We start from the raw sequence: 22,874 nt of genomic DNA, 5'->3' as shown, positions 1-22,874 counted from the left end.
TTTGAAAAACTAGATTGGAATGACATAAATGATTACAAAAGAATTCGACACAATTGCTGCGATTTCAACACCTTTAGGGGAAGGGGCTATCGGAATTGTCCGACTTTCTGGGACTGACGCGCTAGCTATTGCCCAAAAAGTTTATCGTGGTAAAGATTTGTCAAAAGTTGCCTCACATACGATTAATTACGGGCACATTGTTGATCCTGATAATGATGAAATTCTTGATGAGGTTATGGTCTCTGTCATGTTGGCACCAAAAACGTTCACACGTGAAAATGTCATTGAGATTAATACGCACGGTGGAGTTGCTGTTACTAACGAAATCTTGCAACTCCTTCTTCGTCAAGGCGCTCGTCTGGCTGAACCTGGTGAATTTACCAAACGTGCTTTCTTGAATGGTCGTGTGGACTTGACTCAAGCGGAAGCCATTATGGATATTATCCGTGCTAAGACTGACAAAGCTATGAATATTGCTGTCAAACAGCTAGATGGTTCGCTTTCAAAGCTCATCAACGATACGCGTCAAGAAATCCTTAATACATTAGCTCAAGTTGAAGTAAACATTGATTACCCTGAGTACGACGACGTAGAAGAAATGACAACAGCTCTTATTCGTGAAAAAACACAAGAATTCCAAACTCTTTTGGAAAATCTCTTGGCTACTGCAAAACGTGGTAAAATCCTTCGCGAAGGTTTGTCAACTGCTATCATCGGTCGTCCAAACGTTGGGAAATCAAGTCTTTTGAACAATCTGCTTCGTGAAGACAAAGCTATCGTTACTGACATCGAAGGAACAACTCGTGACGTGATTGAAGAATACGTCAACATCAAAGGTGTGCCTTTGAAATTGGTTGATACCGCTGGTATTCGCGAAACAGATGACGTAGTTGAAAAAATCGGTGTGGAACGTTCTAAAAAAGCTCTTGAGGAGGCTGATTTGGTCCTTCTTGTCCTTAACAGCTCTGAACCACTAACCGACCAAGACCGTGCTCTTCTTGAACTTAGCAAGGATAGCAACCGCATTATCTTGCTTAATAAAACTGATTTACCAGAAAAAATTGAAGCTGATGAATTGCCTGATGATGTGATTCGCATTTCAGTTCTTAAAAATCAAAACATTGATTTGATTGAAGAACGTATCAACCAACTCTTCTTTGACAACGCTGGTATCGTTGAAAAAGATGCAACATACCTTTCAAATGCTCGCCACATCGGTTTGATTGAAAAAGCTGTACAAAGCTTGCAATCAGTCAACGAAGGACTTAAAGCTGGTATGCCAGTTGACCTTCTACAAATTGACTTGACACGTTGTTGGGAAATTCTTGGAGAAATCACTGGTGAAGCCGCACCAGACGAGCTCATCACAAAACTCTTCACACAATTCTGTCTTGGAAAATAAGAAAAACTCGCCAGACGATGGCGAGTTTTTTAATACCTATTTTTCTAAAATAGCTTTGACACGCTTTTGAAGGTCTGGGATAACTTCTTCTTCAAACCATGGATTCTTGCGCTGCCAAATGTTATTTCGTGGCGATGGGTGCACCAATGGGAAAAATTCTGGCAAATAGTCTTTATAGTGTTTGACGGTATCCGTAAGCTTAGCTGAGGATTTTTGCTTCAAATAATAGCGTTGCGCATAAGAACCAACTAAAATATGCAACTCAATATTGGGTGCTAAAGCTAGGGTACGCTTGTGCCATTTATCTGCAAAACCTTTTCGCGGCGCTAAATCACCTGATTTTCCCTTACCTGGGAAATAATAATCCATTGGTACCACCGCAAAAAGTCCTGAATTATAGAAAGTCTCACGGTCAACGCCTAACCATTTTCGTAAATTATCCCCACTCGGGTCATTCCAATAAAGTCCCGATTCTTGCGCTCGAATACCAGGAGCTTGCCCAACAATATTGATACGAGCGGTTTTTGGAACAGTAAAAAGTGGCTTAATACCTTGCTCGGTGTATGAGGCATTTTGCTCATCAGCCATAATATCAGCCACTAATTGTTCAAGTCTATCCATACAATCACTTCTTTCTAAAAATAAAGAAGAGTCTTTTGCTAACGCAAAAACCCTCTTCTTTTTTCTGTATTATTTGATCAATTCGTAAAGTGCTTCAGCGTAGATAGCAGCTGCACGATAAAGATCTTCAACATCTGCGAATTCGTTTGCTTGGTGCATTGTGTTCACGTAGTCTGGGAACATAGCACCGAAGGCAACACCGCGTTTAAGAAGACGACCAAAAGTACCACCACCGATAACTTGTTCGTAACCTTTCAAGCCAGTTTGTTTTTCGTAAACTGAAAGAAGTGTTGAAACCAATGGATCATCAGCTGGAACATAGTGTGGAGTGTGTTCGTGCTCTGACAATGTCACTGCTGTCACACCATCAAGTTTTTCAAGCTCAGCTTTGATTGTTTGAGCATCAGTACCTTGTGGGTAACGGAAGTTAAGTGTGATTGTGTTGTCATCTGAGTTGCGGTCAAATTTGAAGATACCAGCGTTCATGCTAAGGGCACCCATTTTAGCGTCTGTGTAAGCAACACCAAGGTTTTCACCAGCAAAGTCTTGGTGAAGCACGTTAGCTGTTGTGTCAAGGTAAACTTTAGCAGCACCGTTAAAGGCAAACTGATCCAAGAATTTAGCAAGGTAAGTTGCTGCGTTAAGACCAAGTTCTGGAGTTGAACCGTGAGCTGATTTACCGATTACTGTAACGCGGAAAGCGTCACCTTCTTGAACAAGCTCAGCTTTAAGATTTTCAGCAGCCGTAAAAGCAGCAAGTTTTTCTTGAAGTTCAGCTAAAGTGCTGTCTGCTGTAAATACTGCTGTTGCTGATTCTGGAACCATGTTGTCACGAAGACCAGCTTCAAAAGTATTCAAAGTGAAAGCACCGTTGTTTTCACCTGCGAAGTGAAGGTATTCAGTAATGTTACCTTTTTCACCGTTGATGATTGGGAATTCAGCATCTGGAGAGAATCCAAAATCAGGATCTTTCAAACCGTTATGTGCGAAATAGTATTCCATATCGCCCCAACCTGATTCTTCGTCAGTACCAACGATGAAACGAACACGTTTAGATACTGGAAGACCAAGATCTTTGATGATTTTTAGGGCATAGTAACATGCCATTGTAGGACCTTTATCATCTGATGATCCACGCGCATAAAGACGTCCGTCTTTGATAACTGGTTCGTAGGGATCTGTATCCCAACCGCTACCTGCTGGCACAACGTCTAAGTGAGCAAAGATACCAAGTACTTCGTCACCTTCACCAAATTCAAAGTCACCAGCGTAGTTGTCGATATTACGAGTTTTGTAACCATCGCGTTCAGCCATTGCAAGGAAGTGTTCCAAAGCTTTTGCTGGACCAGGTCCGAATGGGTGCTCTTTATCAGCTTTGCTGTCATCACGTTCAGAGTTGATGCGCAAAAGTGCAAAGAGGTCTTCCATCATGGCATCTTTACGTTTTTCAACTTCTGCTTTAAAGTCTACTGTCATTTCTTATAACTCCTCCATAAATGTAGCTTCTCTTTCACAGAAAATCTACGTCATTTTATCTTTTGAGCCAACTTACCAATAGTAACTCATATTTTAAGATTTGTAAACCTAGTTTGGTAAATTCTTCACTAAGTTTTATGCATAAAGCTTAAAAAGTTCTGCTTATCGACGTTCGATGATTTCATCCACTGGCAAACGATAACTTGATTCTGGTTTATCATCGCTGTAACCAACTGTTATCAAAAGTTCTGGACGGAAACGTTTGTCAATTTCTAGAATATCATTTGGCAGAGATTTATCAAAACCAAGAATAATATTTGATGAGATATCTTGGTCAGTCAATGCTAGAACCAGATTCATCGCAACAATACCAGCATTGAGTGCTAGGTATTCGCCTTTACGTTTGTCATCATATTCTGCATAACGTGCTGGCAAAGTTTCCATATAATATTCTAGCTTGGCATTGTCCAATGATTTGACACCAATGCGAGCAATCTTGCGAGAGCGTTGCACTAAATCAGTATCTGTAAAGAGTGCCACAACATATTGAGCTTCTTTAACTTGTTTTTTGTTAATATCTGGGAGATGTTCAGCCAGTTCTGCTTTTTTCTCTTCAACAATCACAAATTTCCATGGTTGAATGTTATTAGCACTAGGTGCTAAGGTGGCAATTTCAATAGCAGTACGCAAATCTTTATAGTCTACGGGTTTGTCATTGAAAGTTTTGATGGCATGGCGCTTTTTATTCAATTCTAGAAATTTCATAAGCGACCCTCCTTTTTTAATTATATGCTCTTTTATTTTATCATTTTTTGGAAGAGTTTACAGCTATTTTGCACGGCTGCTGATCCAAAAATTAAGTCGACTTAAAAAGAAAGACCAGAACTTGCGTTCTGGTTATCAGTTATTATTTCATCGTTTTTTTCTTAATGAGGTAAGCTAGGGTTGCTAGCCATGAGAGGATGTTCACGACAATCAATGCCTTAAACCAAGTGCTGATGTGGTAGGTAATGGTTAGCGTGTTTTTTCCTGCTTTTTGCATCACGGTTGGTGTGCCAATACCAGACAAAGAATAATCCTTATCGTTCAGTTTTTTGCCGTTAAGTGTCAACTCAGTATCCTTATACTTAACAGCTGGGATAATCGCCCAATCGCTGGTATCTGCATACCAAGTGAAGGTTAGCTCATTATCTCCTTGTGTTTTTTTGAATAAATCGGTATGCCCTAAGACAAATTCTTCATACAAGACATACTTGTTTTCTTTGTTTGATTTGTCAGCCGGCAAGTAATCTGGCGTTGATTTTGACACAATATCCAGCAGTTTAAATTTATCTGAGTCGTAAAAGCTTGCTCGCACATCGGCAGGATTTCCCCAGATAAAGGTGTGCTTCTTACGTTGAATTGGGTATTTAGTATTGTAATACTCATCAATCTTTTCGCTCTGCAATTGTGATAACTGTGCTAGGCTTAAAACATTGATGACAATTAATCCGACAGTAACGATTTTTGACCATTTTTTATCAAAATAACGATCCAAAACCATAGCCGCTGCTAAAAGCAACAAGACAGTGGCTGGCACAAAGAAACGAAATGGAAATTGAATCAGATTAACCAGCGGAAGATTCAATTGGTTGACCGTATACCAAGGGAAAATACTGCTTGATAGCACCAAAAAAAGGAAAAAGGCCCCTGTCACCACGCGCAGCAATTGATCAAAATGACGCCAGTGTCTAAATGAAAAGTACAGTTGATACAAAAGTACCAAAACAAGCGCCTTAGGCGTTAACAACCACTCGATACTGCGTTGGTTGACGGTCATAATGTACAATTTTGAATTGATGAATGGCTCAACCAAATTGTTGCTACGTCCAACATCAATCAAAGCTGCCCAGACATTTGCCGTTAGTAAAAGGCTAAGCAAAACAGCTTGAACGCCCTTAATAAAGACTTCTTTTTTCTTGTCAGATTTGAAAAATCCGTACAAGTAAAATGGCAAGTAAGCCAAGATTAACAAGAAACAGCTAAGCATGTGGACTTGCATCATAACTGCCACTGCTACTGCCAAGCGCAGCACACCTACTTTTTTCGTTCTGATAAAGTCAACAGCTGGGATTAAACACCATGGCATAAAAGCTGCGCCCCAACTTGAGAAACCTTGTCTAAAGGTCCAGTACTGAACCGAAAACGTCATCATGTAAAAGGCTGCTACTCCAAGGGCTATTTTGGGTTTGACAGAAGCTCTGCGATTCAAACGATACATCGAAAAGCCAGTAATCACACTCAACAAGAAACGTGACAAAAGCTGATAGGTATACCAGTTTTTGCTGATGAGTACCAAAATCCCTTGAAAATAAGCAAAATACGGGCCATATAAAGCATTAACAATTCGACCTGAACTGTAAAAGCCATACAGTGACATAAAATAACTAAAGTTACCTGTCTTAATTTGCATAGCCGTCTCATAAAAACGATTGTAGTGAAAGAGAAAATCACTACCCGCAATAACACCACGAGACGTTAATTGGGGAAGCAAGAGTAACACGGCGACCAAAACAATCACAATGCTTGGAAGCCAAGTGCTCTTTTGACTTAACTGAGAGAGGCCTTGCTTCATTTTTTTAAACATGCGTATCTCCTTAAAAATCCCTATCCATGTTAGCACAGTTTAAAATAGATTACAATCAGAAAAAGAAAGTTTCATGAAAGTTTTCAGTTCATGCATTTGCGATTTAATTACTAATTAATCTATTTTTGGTAACAATATATTATAACAGTCGTAGAATATAGGAGCTTCTACATGACTTATTTGTCCACAATCATAAACAGATTTACAGACAAATAATAAATCCTCTGTATTTCCATGTAGTGTCATTATTTTGCGTGTTAAAACATTCTTGGCAAACATTTTTTCATTAAAGGAACAGAGATAAAGGTCGGAAACCAATAGGCTAATAATTCATTTCGATAGTATTTTAAAGCAACTCCACGTGCAGCAATAATGCCTGAAGTTTCACGAATAGCCACCACTGCTTGTTTCAAAATAGTAGATGAATTCATTAAATTTTCCGCAGAAGCACTTGGCTGATTAATATTTCCATATTTTCCTGCAACAGAAACTACAGCTGCCTTAATTGCCATGTGAAGCCAAATCCATTCCAACATATCATATGGCTTTTCTAATGAAATCTGACAATCTGAAAATAATGTTTCAATATCTGAATAATTCGGAATTTCAGTTTTTTCCTCTTTTTCAATCATAAAATGGTCAAAAACACAAGCTTCTAAATGTGTCGAAGAACACTTACCACCAGCAACAGGATAACCTAACAGGTAATCATGTCCGCTCATAAGAGTGTCAAGTGATTCTCTATTTTCCCAAACACCACAGGCAAGAATAATTGTCCCTCTAATCTGTGAATTATCAAGGCTTTCAATAATATCCTCTATCCTACCAGATGGTACACTAACAAAAATAAAATCATAAACCTTTTGAGAACAATGCTTGACATCATAAGTATCTCTAACTTGATTTCCGTACTTATCCGTTCGTCCGTCAAGTAAGTCAACCTCTAACATTTCAATACTATTCTTATCACTATCTTCTCGGATAAAATGTTCTACTTCATGGCCAGCTTTCTCAAAAAGATAAGCATACGTTGTCCCAATCACTCCCAAACCGACAACTAAAATTTTTATTTTTTCTCTCCTTAAATTCCCTATTTATAACTCTAAAATCGTGTATGTTGCCTCTTTTAACACTTGCAACGCTCTTTGAAAATCCGCTGTTTTCGTTAAAATGTAGTCTGTGTCATAAGTTGAAATAGCGAAAATACCAATATTATTTTCTGCTAAAAGGCTTGAAATTTTTGATAAAATGCCAATCAAAGAAAAGTCTAAAACACCCTCGATTCGAAAAACTGACCAAGTCTTATCAACAGTCAAAGCATTTTCAGGGACAAGTGCAATCGGACAAACAAGTGATTTTTCGTCATCTGTTGCCCCAGGATTTTCCAGATTGACTTGTGAATAATCCTCAACTTGGCAAACAGCAAATTCTTCAGTAATCGGTTTAATGGTTAACATCCGCTTTCTCTTCAGCCAATTTTTCCTTAACAACTACGGCAACATTTCGTGGAATGCCACAATTGATGATATCCTCAACATCGGCTTTTTGGACATTTGGCAAGCTCTTAAAGTGTTTCATGAGTAATTGCTTGCGTTTTGGTCCCAAGCCAGCAATACCATCGAGTTTTGATGAGAATGAATTTTTGGAACGTAGTTGACGGTGGAAGGTAATGGCAAATCGGTGAACCTCATCTTGGATACGTTGAAGCAAGAAGAATTCTTCAGAATTTCGTGGCAATTCGACAACTTCTAATGGGTCACCAAAGAGTAATTCATGCGTTTGGTGCTTGTCATTTTTTTGCAGACCAGCGATTGGAATATCGAGTCCAAGTTTATTTTCAATGACATCACGTGCAACATTAACCTGACCTTGACCACCATCGATGATAATCAAATCTGGTGGTGTCAGCCCGTCTTTCATGACACGACTGTATCTACGATAAATGACCTCGCGCATGCTGGCATAGTCATCTGGTCCAACCACAGTTTTAATCTTAAATTTGCGGTAATTTTTCTTACTTGGTTTTCCATTAACAAAAACAACCATCCCAGCAACTGGGCTTGTTCCTTGAATATTTGAGTTATCAAAAGCTTCAATGCGCACAGGTTTTGGAATATTGAGCAATTCACCGATATTTTCAATAGCGCCATGTGTTTTGCGGATATCTTTCTCTAGCAAGTCAAATTTTTGTTGCAGGCTGACACGCGCATTTTTTATGGCTAGATTGACCAGCTGTTTCTTCTCACCGCGTTGCGGTTTAATGACCTTAGTATCTACCACTGCTTTAACTAATTCTTCGTCAATGTCCTGAGGAATAAAGATTTCTTTTGGAATAAAATGCTTGCTGTCGCGGTAAAATTGTCCGACATAGGTTAAGAAATCTTCCTCTGGGTCATTGTAGTAAGGAAACATGTTGACATCACGTTGAATGAGTTTTCCTTGGCGAACAAAGAAAACCTGAACACACATCCAACCTTTGTCGACATAATAACCAAAAATATCACGGTCCATCATATCTTGGTTCATGACACGTTGTTTAGTACGAAGAGTTGAGATGGCTTGCAGCAAATCACGGTATTCAGCTGCGCGTTCAAATTCCATCATGTCTGACGCTTTTTGCATTTTGTCTTTCAAGCCATCGACGATTTTATTGTCTTTGCCATCAAGAAAATTCTTGACGTCTTGCGCCATTTCAACAAAATAATCATGGTCCACATGACAGATGGTATGAGCTTTACATTGACCTAAATGGTAATAAAAACAAACCTTGTTAGCAGGATTGGTACATTTTTTAAAGGGAAAAATGCGATCCAAAAGTCGTTTAATCTCTGTCGCTGCCCCTGAATCAGGGTAAGGGCCAAAGTACATGGCACCATCTTTTTTGATTTGACGGGTAATCATCAAGCGTGGGTACTGCTCATTCACCGTAATTTTGATAAATGGATAAGATTTATCATCTTTAAGCTTGATGTTATACTTTGGCATGTTTTCTTGAATCAGATTGATTTCAAGAAGAAGGGCTTCTGTATTTGACCCTGTGACAATGTATTCAAAATCTTCAATTTCAGAAACCAAGAGTTCAGTCTTGGTATTGTGGCTACCATGAAAATAGCTGCGCACACGATTTTTCAGATTCTTAGCTTTTCCAACATAGATAATCTTGCCGTTTTTATCTTTATGGATATAACAACCAGGGCTATCTGGCAGTAATTCCAATTTATGTTTAATCAGTTCATTCATGGTTTTATTATAGCAAAAAGGCTGCGGCATTGCTTGTTAGGACATTTAGGAAAAGAAAAACCACTCCCGAGGCTCAGGAAGTAGTTTTCGTGTATGGGATTTAATAAAAGGAGAGCTGGTTAATCATTTGGGACAAAAACCAGGTGTTCGTTGACAAAAGCATCAAAGCCAAGTTCGCTTAATTCGCGACCGTAGCCTGAGTTTTTAATGCCACCAAATGGGATTTCTGGGTGTGATGTCCATCCTGAATTGATGAAGGACATACCAGTTTCAATCTTGGCTGCCACTTCTTTAGCATGGTCAAGATTTTTAGAAAAGACAGTACCACCAAGACCATAACTTGAATCATTAGCCAATTCAATAGCTTCTGTTTCAGTATCAACTTTGTAAATAGAAGCTACTGGACCAAAGATTTCTTGATTGAAAATTGGATTTTCTTTGGTAATGTTTGTCAAAACTGTTGGCATGACAAAGTTTCCTGGATGATCAATAGGTTCATCACCATAAACCACTGTCGCACCGTTTTCTTTAGCTAGCTTGATTTGATCAAGAACTTCTTCTTTGGCAGCTGCTGATGACAATGGGGCTAAAGTTGTCGCTGGGTCCATTGGGTCACCCCATTTCGCTGACTTAAAGTGTTTAACCACCATATCAACGAACCTATCATAATTTTCTTGCCCAACAACGATAAAGCGTTTTGATGACGTACAAACTTGACCAGCATTGTAAAGACGAGCAAAGAAGACTGTCTTATCAAGCAAGTCAAAGTCAGCATCTTCTAGGATAATAAAGGCATCATTACCACCAAGTTCCATTGATGATTTTTTGAGATTAGCCCCTGCTTCTGCCGCAATTGAGGCACCTCCACGTTCAGAACCTGTCAAGCAAACGCCAACCACACGTGAGTCTGCAATAGCTTTTGAAACTTGGTCGTAAGACAAGAAAAGATTCTTGAAAGCCCCAACTGGAGCTCCTACTTCCAAGACTAAATCATCAAAAGCTTGAGCTGACGCTGGACAAATAGAAGCATGTTTCAAGATCATTGGATTTCCAATCATGAAATTTGGAGCAAAGACTCGCATGATTTGATAGAATGGGAAATTCCATGGCTCAACAGCTACCAATACACCCGTGGCTTGCTTGATATAATAAGCTTCACCATTGATATTTTCTAGCGGACGTGGTTTGAGGAATTCCTCTGCTTTATCAGCGTAGTAATCCGCAATTTCTGCACAAAGTTCTACTTCACCTTTTGCTTCCGTGAAAAGTTTTCCCATATCTTTTGTCATCACTTCAGCGTATTTATCAACGTCACGACGTAAAAGCTCCGCAATTTTATGTAATTGAACTTTTCTGTCGTCCAATCCACCTTCAGCACGCCATTTTTTATAAAGCGCATGACCATTTGCCAAAGCAGCTTCTAAATCCACATCTGTCGCGTTATCAAAAGTTTTTAGAACTTCATTTGTGTAAGGGTAAGTTGTTTTGTATGCCATAATATCTCCTTTTCCTCTTGCTTGAATCAATAGCTTACGCTAAAAGCAAGTCCATATGTGTCCATTATAGCACTATAGGAAACGTTTTCAAGAATTAAGCATGGTTTCTAACAAAAAAGAAGTCGAGCACCTCTGCTCAACTTCTTCTCTGTTACCAAATACCTAAAATATGCTGCATCAAAAGACTGACACAAGTAATGGCAATCCAACAAGCAGCACCTACACCGATAGCTTGACCACCTGTTTTTACTAATTTGACTGGATTTGTATTAAGTCCAATAGCCCCCATAGCCATGACGATAAAGAATTTTGATAGCACTTTAAGATTATCAAAAAGACATTGTATCAAAGCCAAGTGCACTCGCAAGTGTTGTCACAATTGAAGCTAGTAAGAAATACAAGACAAACATCGGAAAAGCCTTTTTAAAACTAAAAGTCTTCTCAGAAGCTCCACCATTTTTAGATTCTTTATAAGCCTTATAAAATGACAAGCCAAGTGTAATAGGAATAATAGCCAAAGTACGAGTTAACTTAACGATAGTTGCACCGTCCAGAGTACTTGACTGGTGAATAGCATCCCAAGCTGCTGCTGTCGCTGTAACAGATGATGTGTCATTAACAGCCGTTCCTGCAAATAGGGCAAAGCCATGATTTGACAAACCAATCAAATCTCCTAAAGTTGGAAAAATCAACGCTGCGAGAATGTTAAAGAGAAAAATAACTGAAATACTCTTAGCCACCTCTTCATCTTTTGCCTTGATAACTGGTGCTGTCGCTGCAATAGCTGAACCACCACAGATAGATGACCCAACGCCGACCAAAGTCGCTGTATTAACGTCCAGCTTCAACCATTTTTGTAAGAGAAACGCCACGATTAAAGACGTTGCGATGGTTGAAATAATGATTGGTAGCGACTGAGCACCAACTTTTAAGACTTGACCTAAATTAAGACCAAAACCTAATAAAACCACAGCTGTCTGTAAAATGTATTTTGAGGTAAAACCAATGCCTTGGGCGGTTTGTTTGCGATTATGATAAAAAGTTCCCACAAACATGCCAAGCAAAATCGCAAAGACTGGAGCACCGACCAAAGGAAAGACTTGCCCTAAGAACCAAGCTGGCACAGCTAAAATCGCGCAAAGAATCACTCCTGGCGCTTTTTTCTGAATTGTTAACATAATGAACTCCTTTTCACGTCACTCATTATAGCGCGTCTAATCTATAATGTAAAATTATGATTTATTATGATACAATAACAAATAATAATTGCAAAGGAGATTTGTCATGCTTGATTATCGTGTGTTTACTTTTATAAAAGTCTGCGAAACGCTTAATTTCACCCAAGCCGCAGAAGAACTGCATATCACTCAGCCTGCTGTCACTAAGCATATCAAAGCTTTGGAAACAGAATATCAAACCAAACTCTTCACGTTTTCTGGCAAATATTGTCAACTGACTCAAATTGGTAAAGAATTGCTTGATTTGCTGACGACTATGGATACAGATATTAAGCATTTCAAGACACAGCTCAAGCAAGATTTGCAACCACTAAATTTTGGGGCGACTTTGACCATTGGCGAGTATGTTTTGACCGATTCTTTAGTGGATATTTTGGCAAATCACCCGAATTTCCAAGTCAAAATGCTGGTGGATAATACCGAAACACTATTAAAAGCCATTGATAAGGGCGAGATTGATTTTGCCTTGATTGAAGGTTTCTTTTCAAAAGAAAAATACGATTTTCTCCCTTATCGAACAGAACCTTTCATCGCTGTTACCTCACCCGACTCTCCTCTAGCAAGCGGTAGCAATTCTCTGGAAGAACTCCTCAATTATCCAATTATCGTTCGCGAACAAGGCTCTGGTACACGTGAAATGCTTGAAATCACATTAAAGGAAGCTAATCTCACCATTTCTGATTTCAGTAAAATTACCGAAATTGGGAGTCTTAATACCATCTGTGAGTTGGTTAGAAAAAATCTTGGGATTACTTTTGTCTACCAAAGCGTGGTTCAAAAAGAAATTTCTGCTGGAAATCTTAAAAAAATTAATCTCACTATTCCTGCCATGAGTCACGATTTTACCTTTATTTGGCGGAAAAACAGCCACTTCAAAAATCACTATCAAGATATTTTCCAACTCTTTTTCTAAAATTTTAACTTGATAAAAACGCTTTTTTAACGTAAACTATATAGTTATATAGCCTATGTTAATTTTAGAAAGGGCAATTATGCAATCTAAACTGGATATTACAGAACTTTATCAATACGGCGAACGTGTGTCTTTTAAAAAAGGAGAAAACCTTGCACAGTCCGTCTCTGGAGAAACAAGCGGTGATATTTATATCCTATCCTCAGGCATCTGTGCTCTTTCATCTATTTCTTGCGATGGCAAAGAAACTACTTACCTTTATTTTAAAAAGCAACAATTTGTTGGTTTTGTGCCACTTATGAATACTGTTCACTTGAACTACTATGGGAAAAAATCATTTTCAATTGTTGCCAAAACGCCTTGCGTGGCTTACCGCATTTCTAGTCGTCAATTTCAAGAATTGCTTGTTTTTCCATCCGTGGTTAGCTTGATGCTAAACACACTAACTGAAAATCATATCTATCTTATGGAACATTTTCACAGCAGTAAAAATGAACCTGCTTTGGTCCAATTCTGCCGCTTCTTACTTGACCAAGCTGAGCCATGTGAATCAGGTCATTTAGCTTTAAATACCTTCTTTACCTATCAAGAAATCTCCTGCTACCTAGGCATGCACTCAGTGACTATTACACGAATGGTAAAAGCACTTCGCGCTGAAGAAATGATTGAAAAAACTGGCCATCAGATTCAAATTATTAACCCCGAACAAATGGCTAAACTTATCACAGAAGAACGTAAAATTGATTATTAAAAATAAAAGCTAGAAGTTAAAACTTCTAGCTTTGGTTTTTATCGTAATAATTTTAGCAATTCTTGATAGTTATGGACGGTGTAGCTTGGGTTAGCAGCGGTGTGATTGATTTTTTTATCTGGGTTATACCAGACAGTATCGATGCCAGCATTATTGCCACCTTGAATATCCGCCAGCAAATTATCACCAATCATCAAAGCTTTTTCCTGATTAAATCGTGAAATGGCTCCAGAAATCGCATCATAAAAACCTTTATCTGGCTTTTGAAAACCAACTTCATCAGAGATAAAGACGTGTTCAAAATAATCTTTAATTCCTGAATTGGCCATACGACCAGTTTGAATCTTGGTAATGCCATTTGTTGCACCAAAAATGCGGTAACCTTCCTGATTTAGCTGATCTAAAAGCTTATCTGCACCTGGAAGAATCTGACCTTGTTGGCTAAGAAAATCTTGATAGCGCATAGCAAAGGCATGTCCATCAACCTCATGTCCAAAATGCGCAAATAAACGAGAAAAACGGGTGTCAACCAATTCTTTTTTGGTAATCTTTTTCAAACTTAAATCATTCCAAAGTTTACGATTCATGGGAATATAAACTTCTTTGTAAGTTTCAACATCATCCACGTGCGCCTCTGTCAAAAGTTCTGTCAGAGCAACATCTTCTGCCGCGTTAAAATCAAGTAAAGTATGGTCCAAATCAAACAATAAATCACGATAAATCACAAGTCTTCTCTCACTTTTTTTTATCCAATTGACCCAATTTTTTAACCACAACAGCTAGAAAGCTCCCCATAACCCCTAATCCGACAACTGAATACATCATGGTAAAAATCTTTCCAGCTGCTGTAACGGGATAAATATCCCCGTAGCCAATCGTTGTTAAAGTTGTAAATGAAAAATAAAGGGCATCCAAATAAGTAAAATGTTCTACATTTGCATAAAAAAGTGTCCCACTGAGCAATAAAACAGCAGTGACACCTGCAATTCCTCTGGTTTCATCATCCTTAAAGATTGACCACAAGACACGCAATGTCCGACGCATTTGTAAGAAAAAAGTAATCATGACGTCTCCTTTACTAACGACCCTTTTTAAGTCAGTAAAATTTGACTTCATTATATCACATATCGCATCTCAAGACAAATTACTACTGATAAGCAGCAATCTCTTCTTCTCGTAAAACGCCGTCTTCCATGACCAACAATCGGTCACAATAAGTAACCAAGCGTCTGTCGTGTGTAACCATTAAGACTGCTTTATTCTTTTCTTTGGCTTCATTGGCTAATATTTTGACAACTTCCATAGCTTTTTCGGTGTCTAAACTCGCTGTTGGTTCGTCAGCCAAAATAATAGTCGGATCATTGTACAAAGCTCTGGCAATAGCCACTCGTTGCCTTTGCCCGCCTGAAATTTCCTCAGGGTACTTGTTTGCGATATCAGTGATGCCAAGCTGAGCAAAAAGACTATCAATCGACTCACGTTGCTTTTCCTTATCCACCTTATCAACCAAACGTAGCTGGTCTTTGATTTTTAAAAAGGGTACTAGGTTGGAAGCTTGCAGAATAAATCCAATCTGGTCAAAACGCATCTTAGCACGCGCTTTTTCCTTTTTCTGGCTAAAAGCTTGGCCGTTCAATCTCACTTCACCTTGTGACGGTGATTGCAGCCCACCGATAATGGTCAAAAAAGTACTTTTTCCAGAACCTGATGGGCCAATCACTGCGACAAATTCACCTTTGTTAATCGTCAAATTTGTCTCTTTCAGAGCTTCAATCTTATCTGGGCCATCTTTGAAATATTTTTTGATATTGATTAATTCAATTGCTGTCATAATTATCTCCTAACCGATTGCCTTTAAAGGGTCAACTTTGACAATGCTTACCACTGAGAAAAGGGCACCAAACACAGCGATAAGAATCATCAGCACGCTGATGCCTGCAAAGAAAAGAGGATTAATCTGGAAAGGCACACTAGTTGGCAACACTAAAGCGCTAGCCATTGTCACCAAAAGCCCTAACCCAACTGCCAAAAGTGCCAGAATGAAAGTCTGTGCGAAAACCATTCGTGACAGGTAGCCGTTAGAAATGCCTTGAGCTTTTAAGACACCAAAAATTTCTTTCTTCTGAAGGGTCAAAATGTAGATAAAAATTCCAATCACGATAGCAGCGATGACGATTAAAAAGCCAATCATGAAAGAAAAGGTCAGATTTTGAGCTTTATAACCTGGAAGATTCTCGATGAAGCTTGCTGTGGTCATGCTTTCAAGCCCTTTTGGAACTTGATTAACCTTGCCACGAACCACAAGGGCACTGATGGTAGCAGCTTGGCTATTATCACCGAGAATGCTTGTCAGTGTTTCTTTTGTCATGTAAAGGACTGGCTGAACATTAAAGCTAGCATTATCTGTAAAACCAGTAACAGTTAGCTTTTTAGTACTATCTCCAAGAGTAATTTTGTCACCAATTTTTAATTGATATGATTTTTTTAAGCTACTATCAGCGACGACTTCTCCTGTTTTTGAGAAATGCCTTCCTTCACTCAACTTCGGACGTAGAAATTCATCCTGCTTAATCGCGAATAAATTGACATTAATTTTATTTTTTTCCTTGTCTTTAATTGTCGTAGAAGCTTGTGTCAATTCTGCCATTTTATCAGCGTTAACATCATTTTTTAAGTCGACTGAAAAGCGTGACATGCGCAGATTTTTATTAGCTTGCTCATTTAAAATGACAGAATCAGATTTCCAAGAATCAACCGCTGAGCGATTGGTCTGGGCTAAACCATTAGCCAAACCCGTCAGGAAAAAGACCAAGTAAGCAATCAAGAAAATCACTCCAACCACTAATCCATAACGCAGCTTCGAGTGTTTCATTTCATTCCATGCTAAAAACATAACTTTCCTCCTCTATTTCGAATACTGTAAGCTTACTTTGATTTTCAGGTAAAGTACATTAATTTGATTACAAATTTTACCGTTTTCATGAAAACCCAGACACAGCAAGGGTTTGGAAAAAAGCACCTCAAAATGAGATGTTTTCTAAATCTTTATTTCCCTTCCAATCGTTCTTTGAGTTTTTCGACAAAGAGGTAGGCTGCGGGGCAGAAAAGGGTGTTTTTAATGGTTAGATTATTGATTTGGTAGATTTTTTTGCGGTCTGTGTGTGGGAATTCACGGCATGCTTTTGGTCGGACGTCGTAAATGGTGCAAAGGTTGTCATTGCCTAAAAATGGACAAGGCATTGATTGAAAGACTTTGTCGCCGTCTTCATCGACACGAAGGTACATCTCTTCAAATACGCCAAGCTTCATGCGAAAGACTTTTGAAATGCGTGTGATATCTGCTTCTGTAAACAGAGGACCTAAGCTTTTACAGCAGTTAGCACATTTTGTGCAATCAATCTCATTGAAAACTTCTGTGTGAATTTCTTGAGTGATTTTATCAAGGTTTTTAGGTGCTTTTTTCTTAAGGGTTGCCAAAAATTTACGATGTTCTTTTTGTTTTTGTTGTGCTAATTCGTGATAACGTTCAATATCAATATCTGTCATTTTCATACTTTCTAATATTGTTTTCAGTCAGAAAATATTATAGCACAAATAAAAAGCGGACTCAAAAACCTCTTTGATTGTCAGCGCAGCTTTAGCAAAGCCACGCGCTCTTGTTCTTTTATCTCTTGAATAAATCTGTCAAATTCTGCTTTTACTGCTCTGCTATTTTTCAAATCACAATCAAATGAAAGATTCTCTAAAAAGACGGGGTCAGTTCCTTTTTCTTGATAAATATTTCCTTGAAAAAAATAACGGCGAGTCTTTCGGTCAATCGCCACAACCGACGAGCGCCAACGTGCATTGATCTGATTGTCGGGTTTCCAGCTGATTTTGAGCTGCTGCCCAAGAAAATACCAGCCCATCAATTGCAGAGCTATTTGCTTGTTTTTTATCGGGTCTTGGTAAAAGCACAGCAGAGCAACGGATTGATTATCTAAAAGAGAAAAAGGATGGAAATCCTGAATACCCTGATAATCATCGTAAGAGATGGCATTGTCAGAATCATCTGAGTGAAAAAGCGCCGAATGCGCATCACGAAAGGGATCATAAACATCATCTAGGTTGTCTTTCTTGCTAAAGCACAACCAATCAATGCTTGCCTTATCGTAATAGGTCACGTAAGCCTTCAGCAACTTTTTATCACTTGGTACCTGCAAAATCTGAATCGTCTCACGCGCCTTAATCGGAATAGACATCATGGCATTATAAAGCATCGATGTCGTAAACACCTTGATACGTTTTAATTCCTTGCTATAACCTTTTTCCGAGCGATTAAGGACATAAAAATCATCATCTTCTAGCTTGAAGACAATAACAAATTGTAAATTTTTTCGTTTCTGGTCTATTCTAAAAATCGGTGTGGCGTATTGAGTATCTTTTTTAAAGAGTTTTAAAAACTTGCCAGCCCGAACCAATCTCGTGTGTTTCATTTGTATCATGATTTCTAGTTTAACATGGTCAAAAGAAATTGTCACGATGGGTATAATACTGACTACTTTTTAAGGATCAACTTTTTATAATTCTCAATTTTATAATCTAGTTGTTCTTTGGCAGCTTGCAGTTCAGCAATACGAGAAATTAATTTTTCGCGTTGTTCTTCTAAAATTTTCATTCGTGCTTTTTCCGTGCCTTCACCTTCTTCAACCAAACTCATGTATTCAATCAAAGATTCCACGCTTATGCCAGCACTTCTAAAACAACGAATAAACTCAAGAGCAGCAATATCTTGTTCAGAAAAATCCCTGATACCAGATTTATTTCGACGCACTCGAGGCAATAATCCAATACGCTCATATTAGTGGATAGTATCTGCTGAAATGCCCGTTTGCTCATTGACTTTTTTGATATTCATAACTCATCTCCTCTCAGCTTTCTAACACAGTATATACCTTAGAGTGAACTCCAAATCAAGTAAATCGCACAAAAAACTTGAGAAAGCCCAAGTTTTTTACTCTTATTTCTTCTTATCTAAACGTGACAAAAGACTATTGAAATCAGGTAACGATAAATTTATCTTATCTCTACTAAAGTTGCCCAAGCGACTGTGTCCAACAAAAGCTTGCAAAAATAATTTAGCTGATTTTGCTAGCAAGAGCTTTTTCTCCGTTCCGATAGAATAAAAGGAAGCAATGCTTGTAGCTAATCTGGCACCAAATTCTCGGTCGATTGTGACGTCATTGATGCTATGAATGCCGCTTGACATCAAGGTATCAAAGAGAATGTCAAAAAGTATTTTCAATTCTTGACTAGACAATTCCTTCATCCATTGCTTGAAAGTCTTCTCAAGATTTTGGCTTAAATCAGTTTGGCGCTCAGCTAAGATTAGCTCACCTGTTTCTTCATTAAATTGCCACGACGTAACGGCATGCTGCATGATGCCTGAAGCATTACTCTTAACCACAATCGGCTCAATGTCGTTGTAAAGCATAATGCCAACGATAGATTCTTCTGGTCGAATCACCGTCACGCGCTCGCGAATCGCCTTATAGCCATCACTTTCAAGACCTTTTTCTTGCAAACCTGGCGCATCAAGCATATAGATTTTTTCGATTTGTTCACGAAGCAGGTCATTAACATGGGCTACTGCATAAAGGGCCAAATTTCCACCTTTAGAATGCCCGCTAACGGTCACCTTACCAGAGTATTTTTCAAGATAAGCTTCAAGATAAGCCACAGCTGCACGATGAGCAGGAATTTCTTGAACATAGGTCAGTTTAAAATCCTCTTTCCAGCCAATCATGGTATCATCTGTCCCACGAAAAACCAGCTGATGATGATTAATTTCAGGTAAAGTAAAGACCATAGCTGAAAACTGTCTTTCATATTCCGCATCAACGTCATTGACATAATCAGACAAATTCAAATTCACAAAACGTTTTGAAGCCACAACTTTTTGCAAAAGCTTAACGCGCTCTTCAGTCACTAAAAAACTATGATTAAAGGGTTTTTCACCTGTTACGTAAGGCATTAAGACCTCGTGAAGATTCACTTCTTTTGAAAAATCAATCGATGCATCTAACTCCTCAAAACAGAAATAACCAAGCTCATTTAAGCATAGAATATCTGCTTCATTAAAGGCAAAATCTTTGAAAGAACGATTTTTGTTGTAATCTAAATAGCCATTAATTGTCGCCATTATTCTCCCCTAACTCTCTTGAATTTTACAGAGATTTTCAGAAAGTGTCACGGAAAAGACAGACACCCCAAATAAGCTTACTTTCGCATAAGTCTCTTACGCCATTCTTCAAGTCCTACGATGACGAATGGGCAGAGCATAAGGTAAAGCCAGTGCCATACACCAAGACTTGCTGTGTTGAACAAATCATGAAAAACAGGCAAATATACCAGAGTCACAAAAATAATCAATTCAACAACTAAACCGATATTAATCAAAGGATTACCAAATAATTGCAACTTGCGAATGGATTGGTCAGAGGTTCTGCTGTTCATGACCATACCGATTTGACAAAAGATAATAGCACCCAAGGTCATGGTTGTCGCTTCTTGGTACAATTGACCTGAACCTGCAAGCACCGCTAAGTTTCCATTATGAAGTAGATAAGTGATGAAGAATGCACCCATGGCAAGAACTGATTCGATCAAACCATACCATAAAAAAGCTTTTATCAGCAATTTCTTATCCAGCAAACGGTCAGTCAATTTACGAGGTGGTTGGTTCATCACACCTGGTTCTGGAGGTTCAACTCCCAACCCAAGTGCTGGAATCATATCAGTTCCCAAATCGACAGCTAGAATTTGCATAATCGTCAACGGAAGTGGGACAAAACCTCTTGATAAAAGGAAGAATGCTGACGGTACGGCTTCTGGAGTATTTGAGTTAAAGATATAAGTCAAGAATTTCTTGATATTATGATAAACTGCACGACCTTCTTCAACCGCTTTAACGATGGATGCAAAATGGTCATCCGTCAAAATCATATCTGCTGATTCCTTGGCGACATCAGTACCCGTGAGTCCCATTGCCACACCGATATTAGCTTTTTTAAGAGCTGGCGCATCATTGACACCATCACCAGTGACAGCAACGACTTCACCCAATTCTTGAAGAGCTGATACAACTCGATATTTTTGCTCAGGTGCCACACGCGCAAAGACAATTTCGCCCTTGAGCGCTTCTTTTAAGGCTTCATCAGACATCTTTTCCAACTCTAAGCCAGTCACGACACGCGCATTGTCGCCACGGACAATACCGATTTTCTTAGCAATACTGAGCGCTGTCAAACCATAGTCACCTGTCACCATGATAATACGAATACTTGCGCGATGACATTTTTCAACTGCCTCACGCACCCCTTCACGAGGAGGGTCACTCATAGCAAGTAAGCCAAGAAAGACCATATTGTGTTCTAGAGTTTCTTGCGTCCATTGTTCTTCTTGAGTCAATCGGTCGCTTTCCAAAGTTCGATAGGCAAGTGCCAAAACCCGCAAACCATCCTTAGCAAATACATCATTGGCAGCTAAGATTCTCGCTTGAACGTCTGCCGTCATTTCATGAATACCTTTTTGATCTTTGTAAAAATGGCAGAGCTCTACCATTTCTTTTGGTGCACCTTTAGTGATTGACACCAAAGAGCTGCCGTCAACTAGACTATCTACTCGATTGATAGTTGTCATGCGCTTGCGCACAGAATCAAAAGGCAATTCTTTCAAACGTGGTCCCCAAGATTTATTTTTCTCAAGGGTTAGACCTGCTTTTTCAGCTAAGACATTCAAGCAAGCTTCGGTTGGGTCACCAAGAACTGTGTAGGAAGCATTTTCCTCACTCGGTGGCAAGACTTGAGCATTACTGCAGAGGTGAGCAAAGCGGACAAGGTGTTCAAGCGGTTGGCTTTCGATAAGCGCAGCTTTCTTGCCATTGCTGTTGCTGATATCACCTTCAGCTGCATAACCAAGACCAGTCACCTCATATTGACCAGACACTTGCCAAAGGTGATTGACTGTCATAGCATTTTGAGTCAATGTCCCGGTTTTATCCGAGCAAATGACTGAGGTTGCTCCCAAGGTTTCAACGGATGATAATTTTTTAACCAAAGCATTGGACTTAGCCATGCGTTGCACCGCCATTGCCAAAGAAAGGGTAACTGTCGGAAGCAATCCTTCTGGGATAAAAGCGACGATCATACCAAGTGCGAAAATAAAGGCTTTTGCAAATGGTTGATGAACAAAAAGTGTCGCTGCGATGAAGAAAATAACACCAACCGTAATGGCAATAACTGAAATTTGTTTGGTCAAGTGGTCCAATTCTTTTTGAAGTGGGCTCTTATCATCAGCCATATTTTCTGTCAAGTGAGCGATTTGTCCAAATTGGGTTGCCATACCAGTTGCTGAGACAATCATCTTAGCCGAACCTGAGGAAACGGTCGTTCCTGCAAAGACCATATTGTCGTATTCAAGAGCTGTTTTTTGAGCATCTGTGTCAGCATCACTATTTTTGCAGACAGGATTTGATTCACCTGTTAGGGCGGATTGATTGACCTGCAAATCTGTTGCAAAAATAACACGACCATCTGCAGAGATACGGTCACCTTCTTCAATCAAAACAAGATCGCCAGGCACCAACTCTTCAGCAGGTACCTTTTCTTCTTGTCCATCACGAATAACACGTGCATAAGAAGGAAGCATCTTTTTAAGAGCTTCGGTTGCTTGGCTAGCACGGTATTCTTGAACAAAACTAAAAACACCATTGACAATATTGACAAACCAAATGGCAAGACCGAGTTCCACGCTGTGAGACAAAATCGCCACAGCACCACCAACCCAAAGTAAAATCGCCATGAGACTGGTGAAATTCTTGATAAAAGTCACAATTACGGGTTCTTTTTCTGCCTCTTTTAGCCGATTGGAACCATATTGTTTTTGACGTTCTTTGACTTGTTCGTGCCTGAGCCCAGATTGTTGCGTAGCAGCGGCTTGATAAACATCCTTTGCTGCGTAAGTTTCAAGGTCAAGTTGAACAGTTTTTTCATTTGTTCTATCACTCATAACTTGTTCCTCGATTTCTAAAAACGGTTTCACTTCCTTAAAGCCATTATACTACTTTTTAAA

At 39.0% G+C, this 22,874-nt stretch carries 18 protein-coding genes and 3 pseudogenes; 3 read left to right on the top strand and 18 right to left on the bottom strand.

The window, feature by feature from the left end:
- Positions 1-28: 28 nt before the first annotated feature.
- Positions 29-1,402 (top strand): tRNA uridine-5-carboxymethylaminomethyl(34) synthesis GTPase MnmE, encoded by a 1,374-nt coding sequence (gene mnmE / locus STRINF_RS07465; protein ID WP_006532476.1) that lies wholly within the window; start codon positions 29-31, stop codon positions 1,400-1,402.
- 36 nt (positions 1,403-1,438) lie between these two features.
- On the opposite strand, the gene STRINF_RS07460 is transcribed toward mnmE, so the two are convergent.
- The 9 genes and pseudogenes from STRINF_RS07460 to STRINF_RS07420 form a co-directional block, all read right to left on the bottom strand.
- The gene (locus STRINF_RS07460) at positions 1,439-2,023 is read right to left on the bottom strand and encodes a uracil-DNA glycosylase family protein (RefSeq protein WP_006532475.1); all 585 of its coding nucleotides are present in this window, start codon (positions 2,021-2,023) and stop codon (positions 1,439-1,441) included.
- Positions 2,024-2,092: 69 nt separating this feature from the next.
- Complete coding sequence (gene pepV, locus STRINF_RS07455) at positions 2,093-3,499, bottom strand: dipeptidase PepV (RefSeq protein ID WP_006532474.1); 1,407 nt, start codon at positions 3,497-3,499, stop codon at positions 2,093-2,095.
- 162 nt (positions 3,500-3,661) lie between these two features.
- Positions 3,662-4,264 carry a nitroreductase family protein gene (locus STRINF_RS07450; protein ID WP_006532473.1) on the bottom strand — a complete coding sequence of 201 codons (603 nt, stop codon included), beginning with the start codon at positions 4,262-4,264 and terminating at the stop codon, positions 3,662-3,664.
- 142 nt (positions 4,265-4,406) lie between these two features.
- Positions 4,407-6,125: a hypothetical protein gene (locus STRINF_RS07445; RefSeq protein WP_043878411.1), complete on the bottom strand. Its 1,719-nt coding sequence runs from the start codon at positions 6,123-6,125 to the stop codon at positions 4,407-4,409.
- A 114-nt stretch (positions 6,126-6,239) separates the two neighbouring features.
- Positions 6,240-7,195, bottom strand: a pseudogene (locus tag STRINF_RS07440) (ketopantoate reductase family protein).
- Between the two features lie 24 nt (positions 7,196-7,219).
- Positions 7,220-7,582 carry an ACT domain-containing protein gene (locus tag STRINF_RS07435; RefSeq protein ID WP_006532470.1) on the bottom strand — a complete coding sequence of 121 codons (363 nt, stop codon included), beginning with the start codon at positions 7,580-7,582 and terminating at the stop codon, positions 7,220-7,222.
- Positions 7,569-9,365, bottom strand: a complete 1,797-nt coding sequence (gene uvrC / locus STRINF_RS07430; protein WP_006532469.1) for an excinuclease ABC subunit UvrC — start codon at positions 9,363-9,365, stop codon at positions 7,569-7,571. Before uvrC ends, STRINF_RS07435 begins: the two co-directional genes overlap by 14 nt.
- A 119-nt stretch (positions 9,366-9,484) precedes the next feature.
- Positions 9,485-10,861, bottom strand: a complete 1,377-nt coding sequence (locus tag STRINF_RS07425) for an NAD-dependent succinate-semialdehyde dehydrogenase (RefSeq protein WP_043878409.1) — start codon at positions 10,859-10,861, stop codon at positions 9,485-9,487.
- Between the two features lie 151 nt (positions 10,862-11,012).
- Positions 11,013-12,039 (bottom strand): annotated as a pseudogene (locus tag STRINF_RS07420) (YeiH family protein).
- A 106-nt stretch (positions 12,040-12,145) separates the two neighbouring features.
- Between STRINF_RS07420 and STRINF_RS07415 the strand changes: the two are divergent.
- Together STRINF_RS07415 and STRINF_RS07410 are read left to right on the top strand one after the other, a co-directional pair.
- On the top strand, positions 12,146-13,012 hold the full coding sequence (locus tag STRINF_RS07415) for a LysR family transcriptional regulator (protein WP_006532465.1): 867 nt from the start codon (positions 12,146-12,148) through the stop codon (positions 13,010-13,012).
- Positions 13,013-13,091: 79 nt separating this feature from the next.
- Positions 13,092-13,763: a Crp/Fnr family transcriptional regulator gene (locus tag STRINF_RS07410; RefSeq protein WP_043878408.1), complete on the top strand. Its 672-nt coding sequence runs from the start codon at positions 13,092-13,094 to the stop codon at positions 13,761-13,763.
- 38 nt (positions 13,764-13,801) lie between these two features.
- On the opposite strand, the gene pynA is transcribed toward STRINF_RS07410, so the two are convergent.
- From pynA to STRINF_RS07365, 9 genes and pseudogenes are all read right to left on the bottom strand, one after another.
- A complete protein-coding gene (pynA, locus tag STRINF_RS07405) occupies positions 13,802-14,488 on the bottom strand; it encodes a pyrimidine 5'-nucleotidase PynA (RefSeq protein ID WP_043878407.1) in 687 nt (228 codons plus the stop codon).
- 10 nt (positions 14,489-14,498) lie between these two features.
- Entirely contained in the window at positions 14,499-14,828 is a 330-nt protein-coding gene (locus STRINF_RS07400; RefSeq protein ID WP_003064430.1) for a potassium channel family protein, read from the bottom strand.
- Positions 14,829-14,910: 82 nt separating this feature from the next.
- Positions 14,911-15,594: an ABC transporter ATP-binding protein gene (locus STRINF_RS07395; protein ID WP_006532461.1), complete on the bottom strand. Its 684-nt coding sequence runs from the start codon at positions 15,592-15,594 to the stop codon at positions 14,911-14,913.
- A gap of 9 nt (positions 15,595-15,603) precedes the next feature.
- The gene (locus tag STRINF_RS07390) at positions 15,604-16,656 is read right to left on the bottom strand and encodes an ABC transporter permease (protein ID WP_006532460.1); all 1,053 of its coding nucleotides are present in this window, start codon (positions 16,654-16,656) and stop codon (positions 15,604-15,606) included.
- A gap of 152 nt (positions 16,657-16,808) precedes the next feature.
- Positions 16,809-17,309 (bottom strand): YkgJ family cysteine cluster protein, encoded by a 501-nt coding sequence (locus STRINF_RS07385; protein ID WP_043878406.1) that lies wholly within the window; start codon positions 17,307-17,309, stop codon positions 16,809-16,811.
- An 80-nt stretch (positions 17,310-17,389) separates the two neighbouring features.
- Complete coding sequence (locus STRINF_RS07380; RefSeq protein WP_043878405.1) at positions 17,390-18,247, bottom strand: hypothetical protein; 858 nt, start codon at positions 18,245-18,247, stop codon at positions 17,390-17,392.
- 53 nt (positions 18,248-18,300) lie between these two features.
- Positions 18,301-18,660 (bottom strand): annotated as a pseudogene (nmlR, locus tag STRINF_RS07375) (stress response transcriptional regulator NmlR).
- Positions 18,661-18,762: 102 nt separating this feature from the next.
- Complete coding sequence (locus tag STRINF_RS07370) at positions 18,763-19,944, bottom strand: Mbeg1-like protein (protein WP_006532456.1); 1,182 nt, start codon at positions 19,942-19,944, stop codon at positions 18,763-18,765.
- 77 nt (positions 19,945-20,021) lie between these two features.
- Complete coding sequence (locus STRINF_RS07365; protein ID WP_043878404.1) at positions 20,022-22,811, bottom strand: cation-translocating P-type ATPase; 2,790 nt, start codon at positions 22,809-22,811, stop codon at positions 20,022-20,024.
- Positions 22,812-22,874: the final 63 nt, after the last annotated feature.

The organism is Streptococcus infantarius subsp. infantarius ATCC BAA-102 (genome assembly GCF_000154985.1).
Taxonomy (GTDB): Bacteria; Bacillota; Bacilli; order Lactobacillales; family Streptococcaceae; genus Streptococcus; species Streptococcus infantarius.
Note: the sequence above shows the minus strand (reverse complement) of the source record. Positions and strands in the feature narration are given on the sequence as shown.

What these genes read in the sequence shown, in the direction of transcription:
- STRINF_RS07415 (WP_006532465.1), top strand. Translation starts at nt 12,146, where the DNA reads ATGCTTGATTATCGTGTGTTTACTTTTATAAAAGTCTGCGAAACGCTT.
- uvrC (WP_006532469.1), bottom strand. Translation starts at nt 9,365, where the DNA reads ATGAATGAACTGATTAAACATAAATTGGAATTACTGCCAGATAGCCCT.
- STRINF_RS07400 (WP_003064430.1), bottom strand. Translation starts at nt 14,828, where the DNA reads ATGATTACTTTTTTCTTACAAATGCGTCGGACATTGCGTGTCTTGTGG.
- STRINF_RS07370 (WP_006532456.1), bottom strand. Translation starts at nt 19,944, where the DNA reads ATGGCGACAATTAATGGCTATTTAGATTACAACAAAAATCGTTCTTTC.
- STRINF_RS07395 (WP_006532461.1), bottom strand. Translation starts at nt 15,594, where the DNA reads ATGACAGCAATTGAATTAATCAATATCAAAAAATATTTCAAAGATGGC.
- STRINF_RS07365 (WP_043878404.1), bottom strand. Translation starts at nt 22,811, where the DNA reads ATGAGTGATAGAACAAATGAAAAAACTGTTCAACTTGACCTTGAAACT.
- STRINF_RS07450 (WP_006532473.1), bottom strand. Translation starts at nt 4,264, where the DNA reads ATGAAATTTCTAGAATTGAATAAAAAGCGCCATGCCATCAAAACTTTC.
- STRINF_RS07410 (WP_043878408.1), top strand. Translation starts at nt 13,092, where the DNA reads ATGCAATCTAAACTGGATATTACAGAACTTTATCAATACGGCGAACGT.
- STRINF_RS07445 (WP_043878411.1), bottom strand. Translation starts at nt 6,125, where the DNA reads ATGTTTAAAAAAATGAAGCAAGGCCTCTCTCAGTTAAGTCAAAAGAGC.
- pepV (WP_006532474.1), bottom strand. Translation starts at nt 3,499, where the DNA reads ATGACAGTAGACTTTAAAGCAGAAGTTGAAAAACGTAAAGATGCCATG.
- STRINF_RS07390 (WP_006532460.1), bottom strand. Translation starts at nt 16,656, where the DNA reads ATGTTTTTAGCATGGAATGAAATGAAACACTCGAAGCTGCGTTATGGA.
- STRINF_RS07460 (WP_006532475.1), bottom strand. Translation starts at nt 2,023, where the DNA reads ATGGATAGACTTGAACAATTAGTGGCTGATATTATGGCTGATGAGCAA.
- STRINF_RS07380 (WP_043878405.1), bottom strand. Translation starts at nt 18,247, where the DNA reads ATGATACAAATGAAACACACGAGATTGGTTCGGGCTGGCAAGTTTTTA.
- STRINF_RS07385 (WP_043878406.1), bottom strand. Translation starts at nt 17,309, where the DNA reads ATGACAGATATTGATATTGAACGTTATCACGAATTAGCACAACAAAAA.
- mnmE (WP_006532476.1), top strand. Translation starts at nt 29, where the DNA reads ATGATTACAAAAGAATTCGACACAATTGCTGCGATTTCAACACCTTTA.
- STRINF_RS07425 (WP_043878409.1), bottom strand. Translation starts at nt 10,861, where the DNA reads ATGGCATACAAAACAACTTACCCTTACACAAATGAAGTTCTAAAAACT.
- STRINF_RS07435 (WP_006532470.1), bottom strand. Translation starts at nt 7,582, where the DNA reads ATGTTAACCATTAAACCGATTACTGAAGAATTTGCTGTTTGCCAAGTT.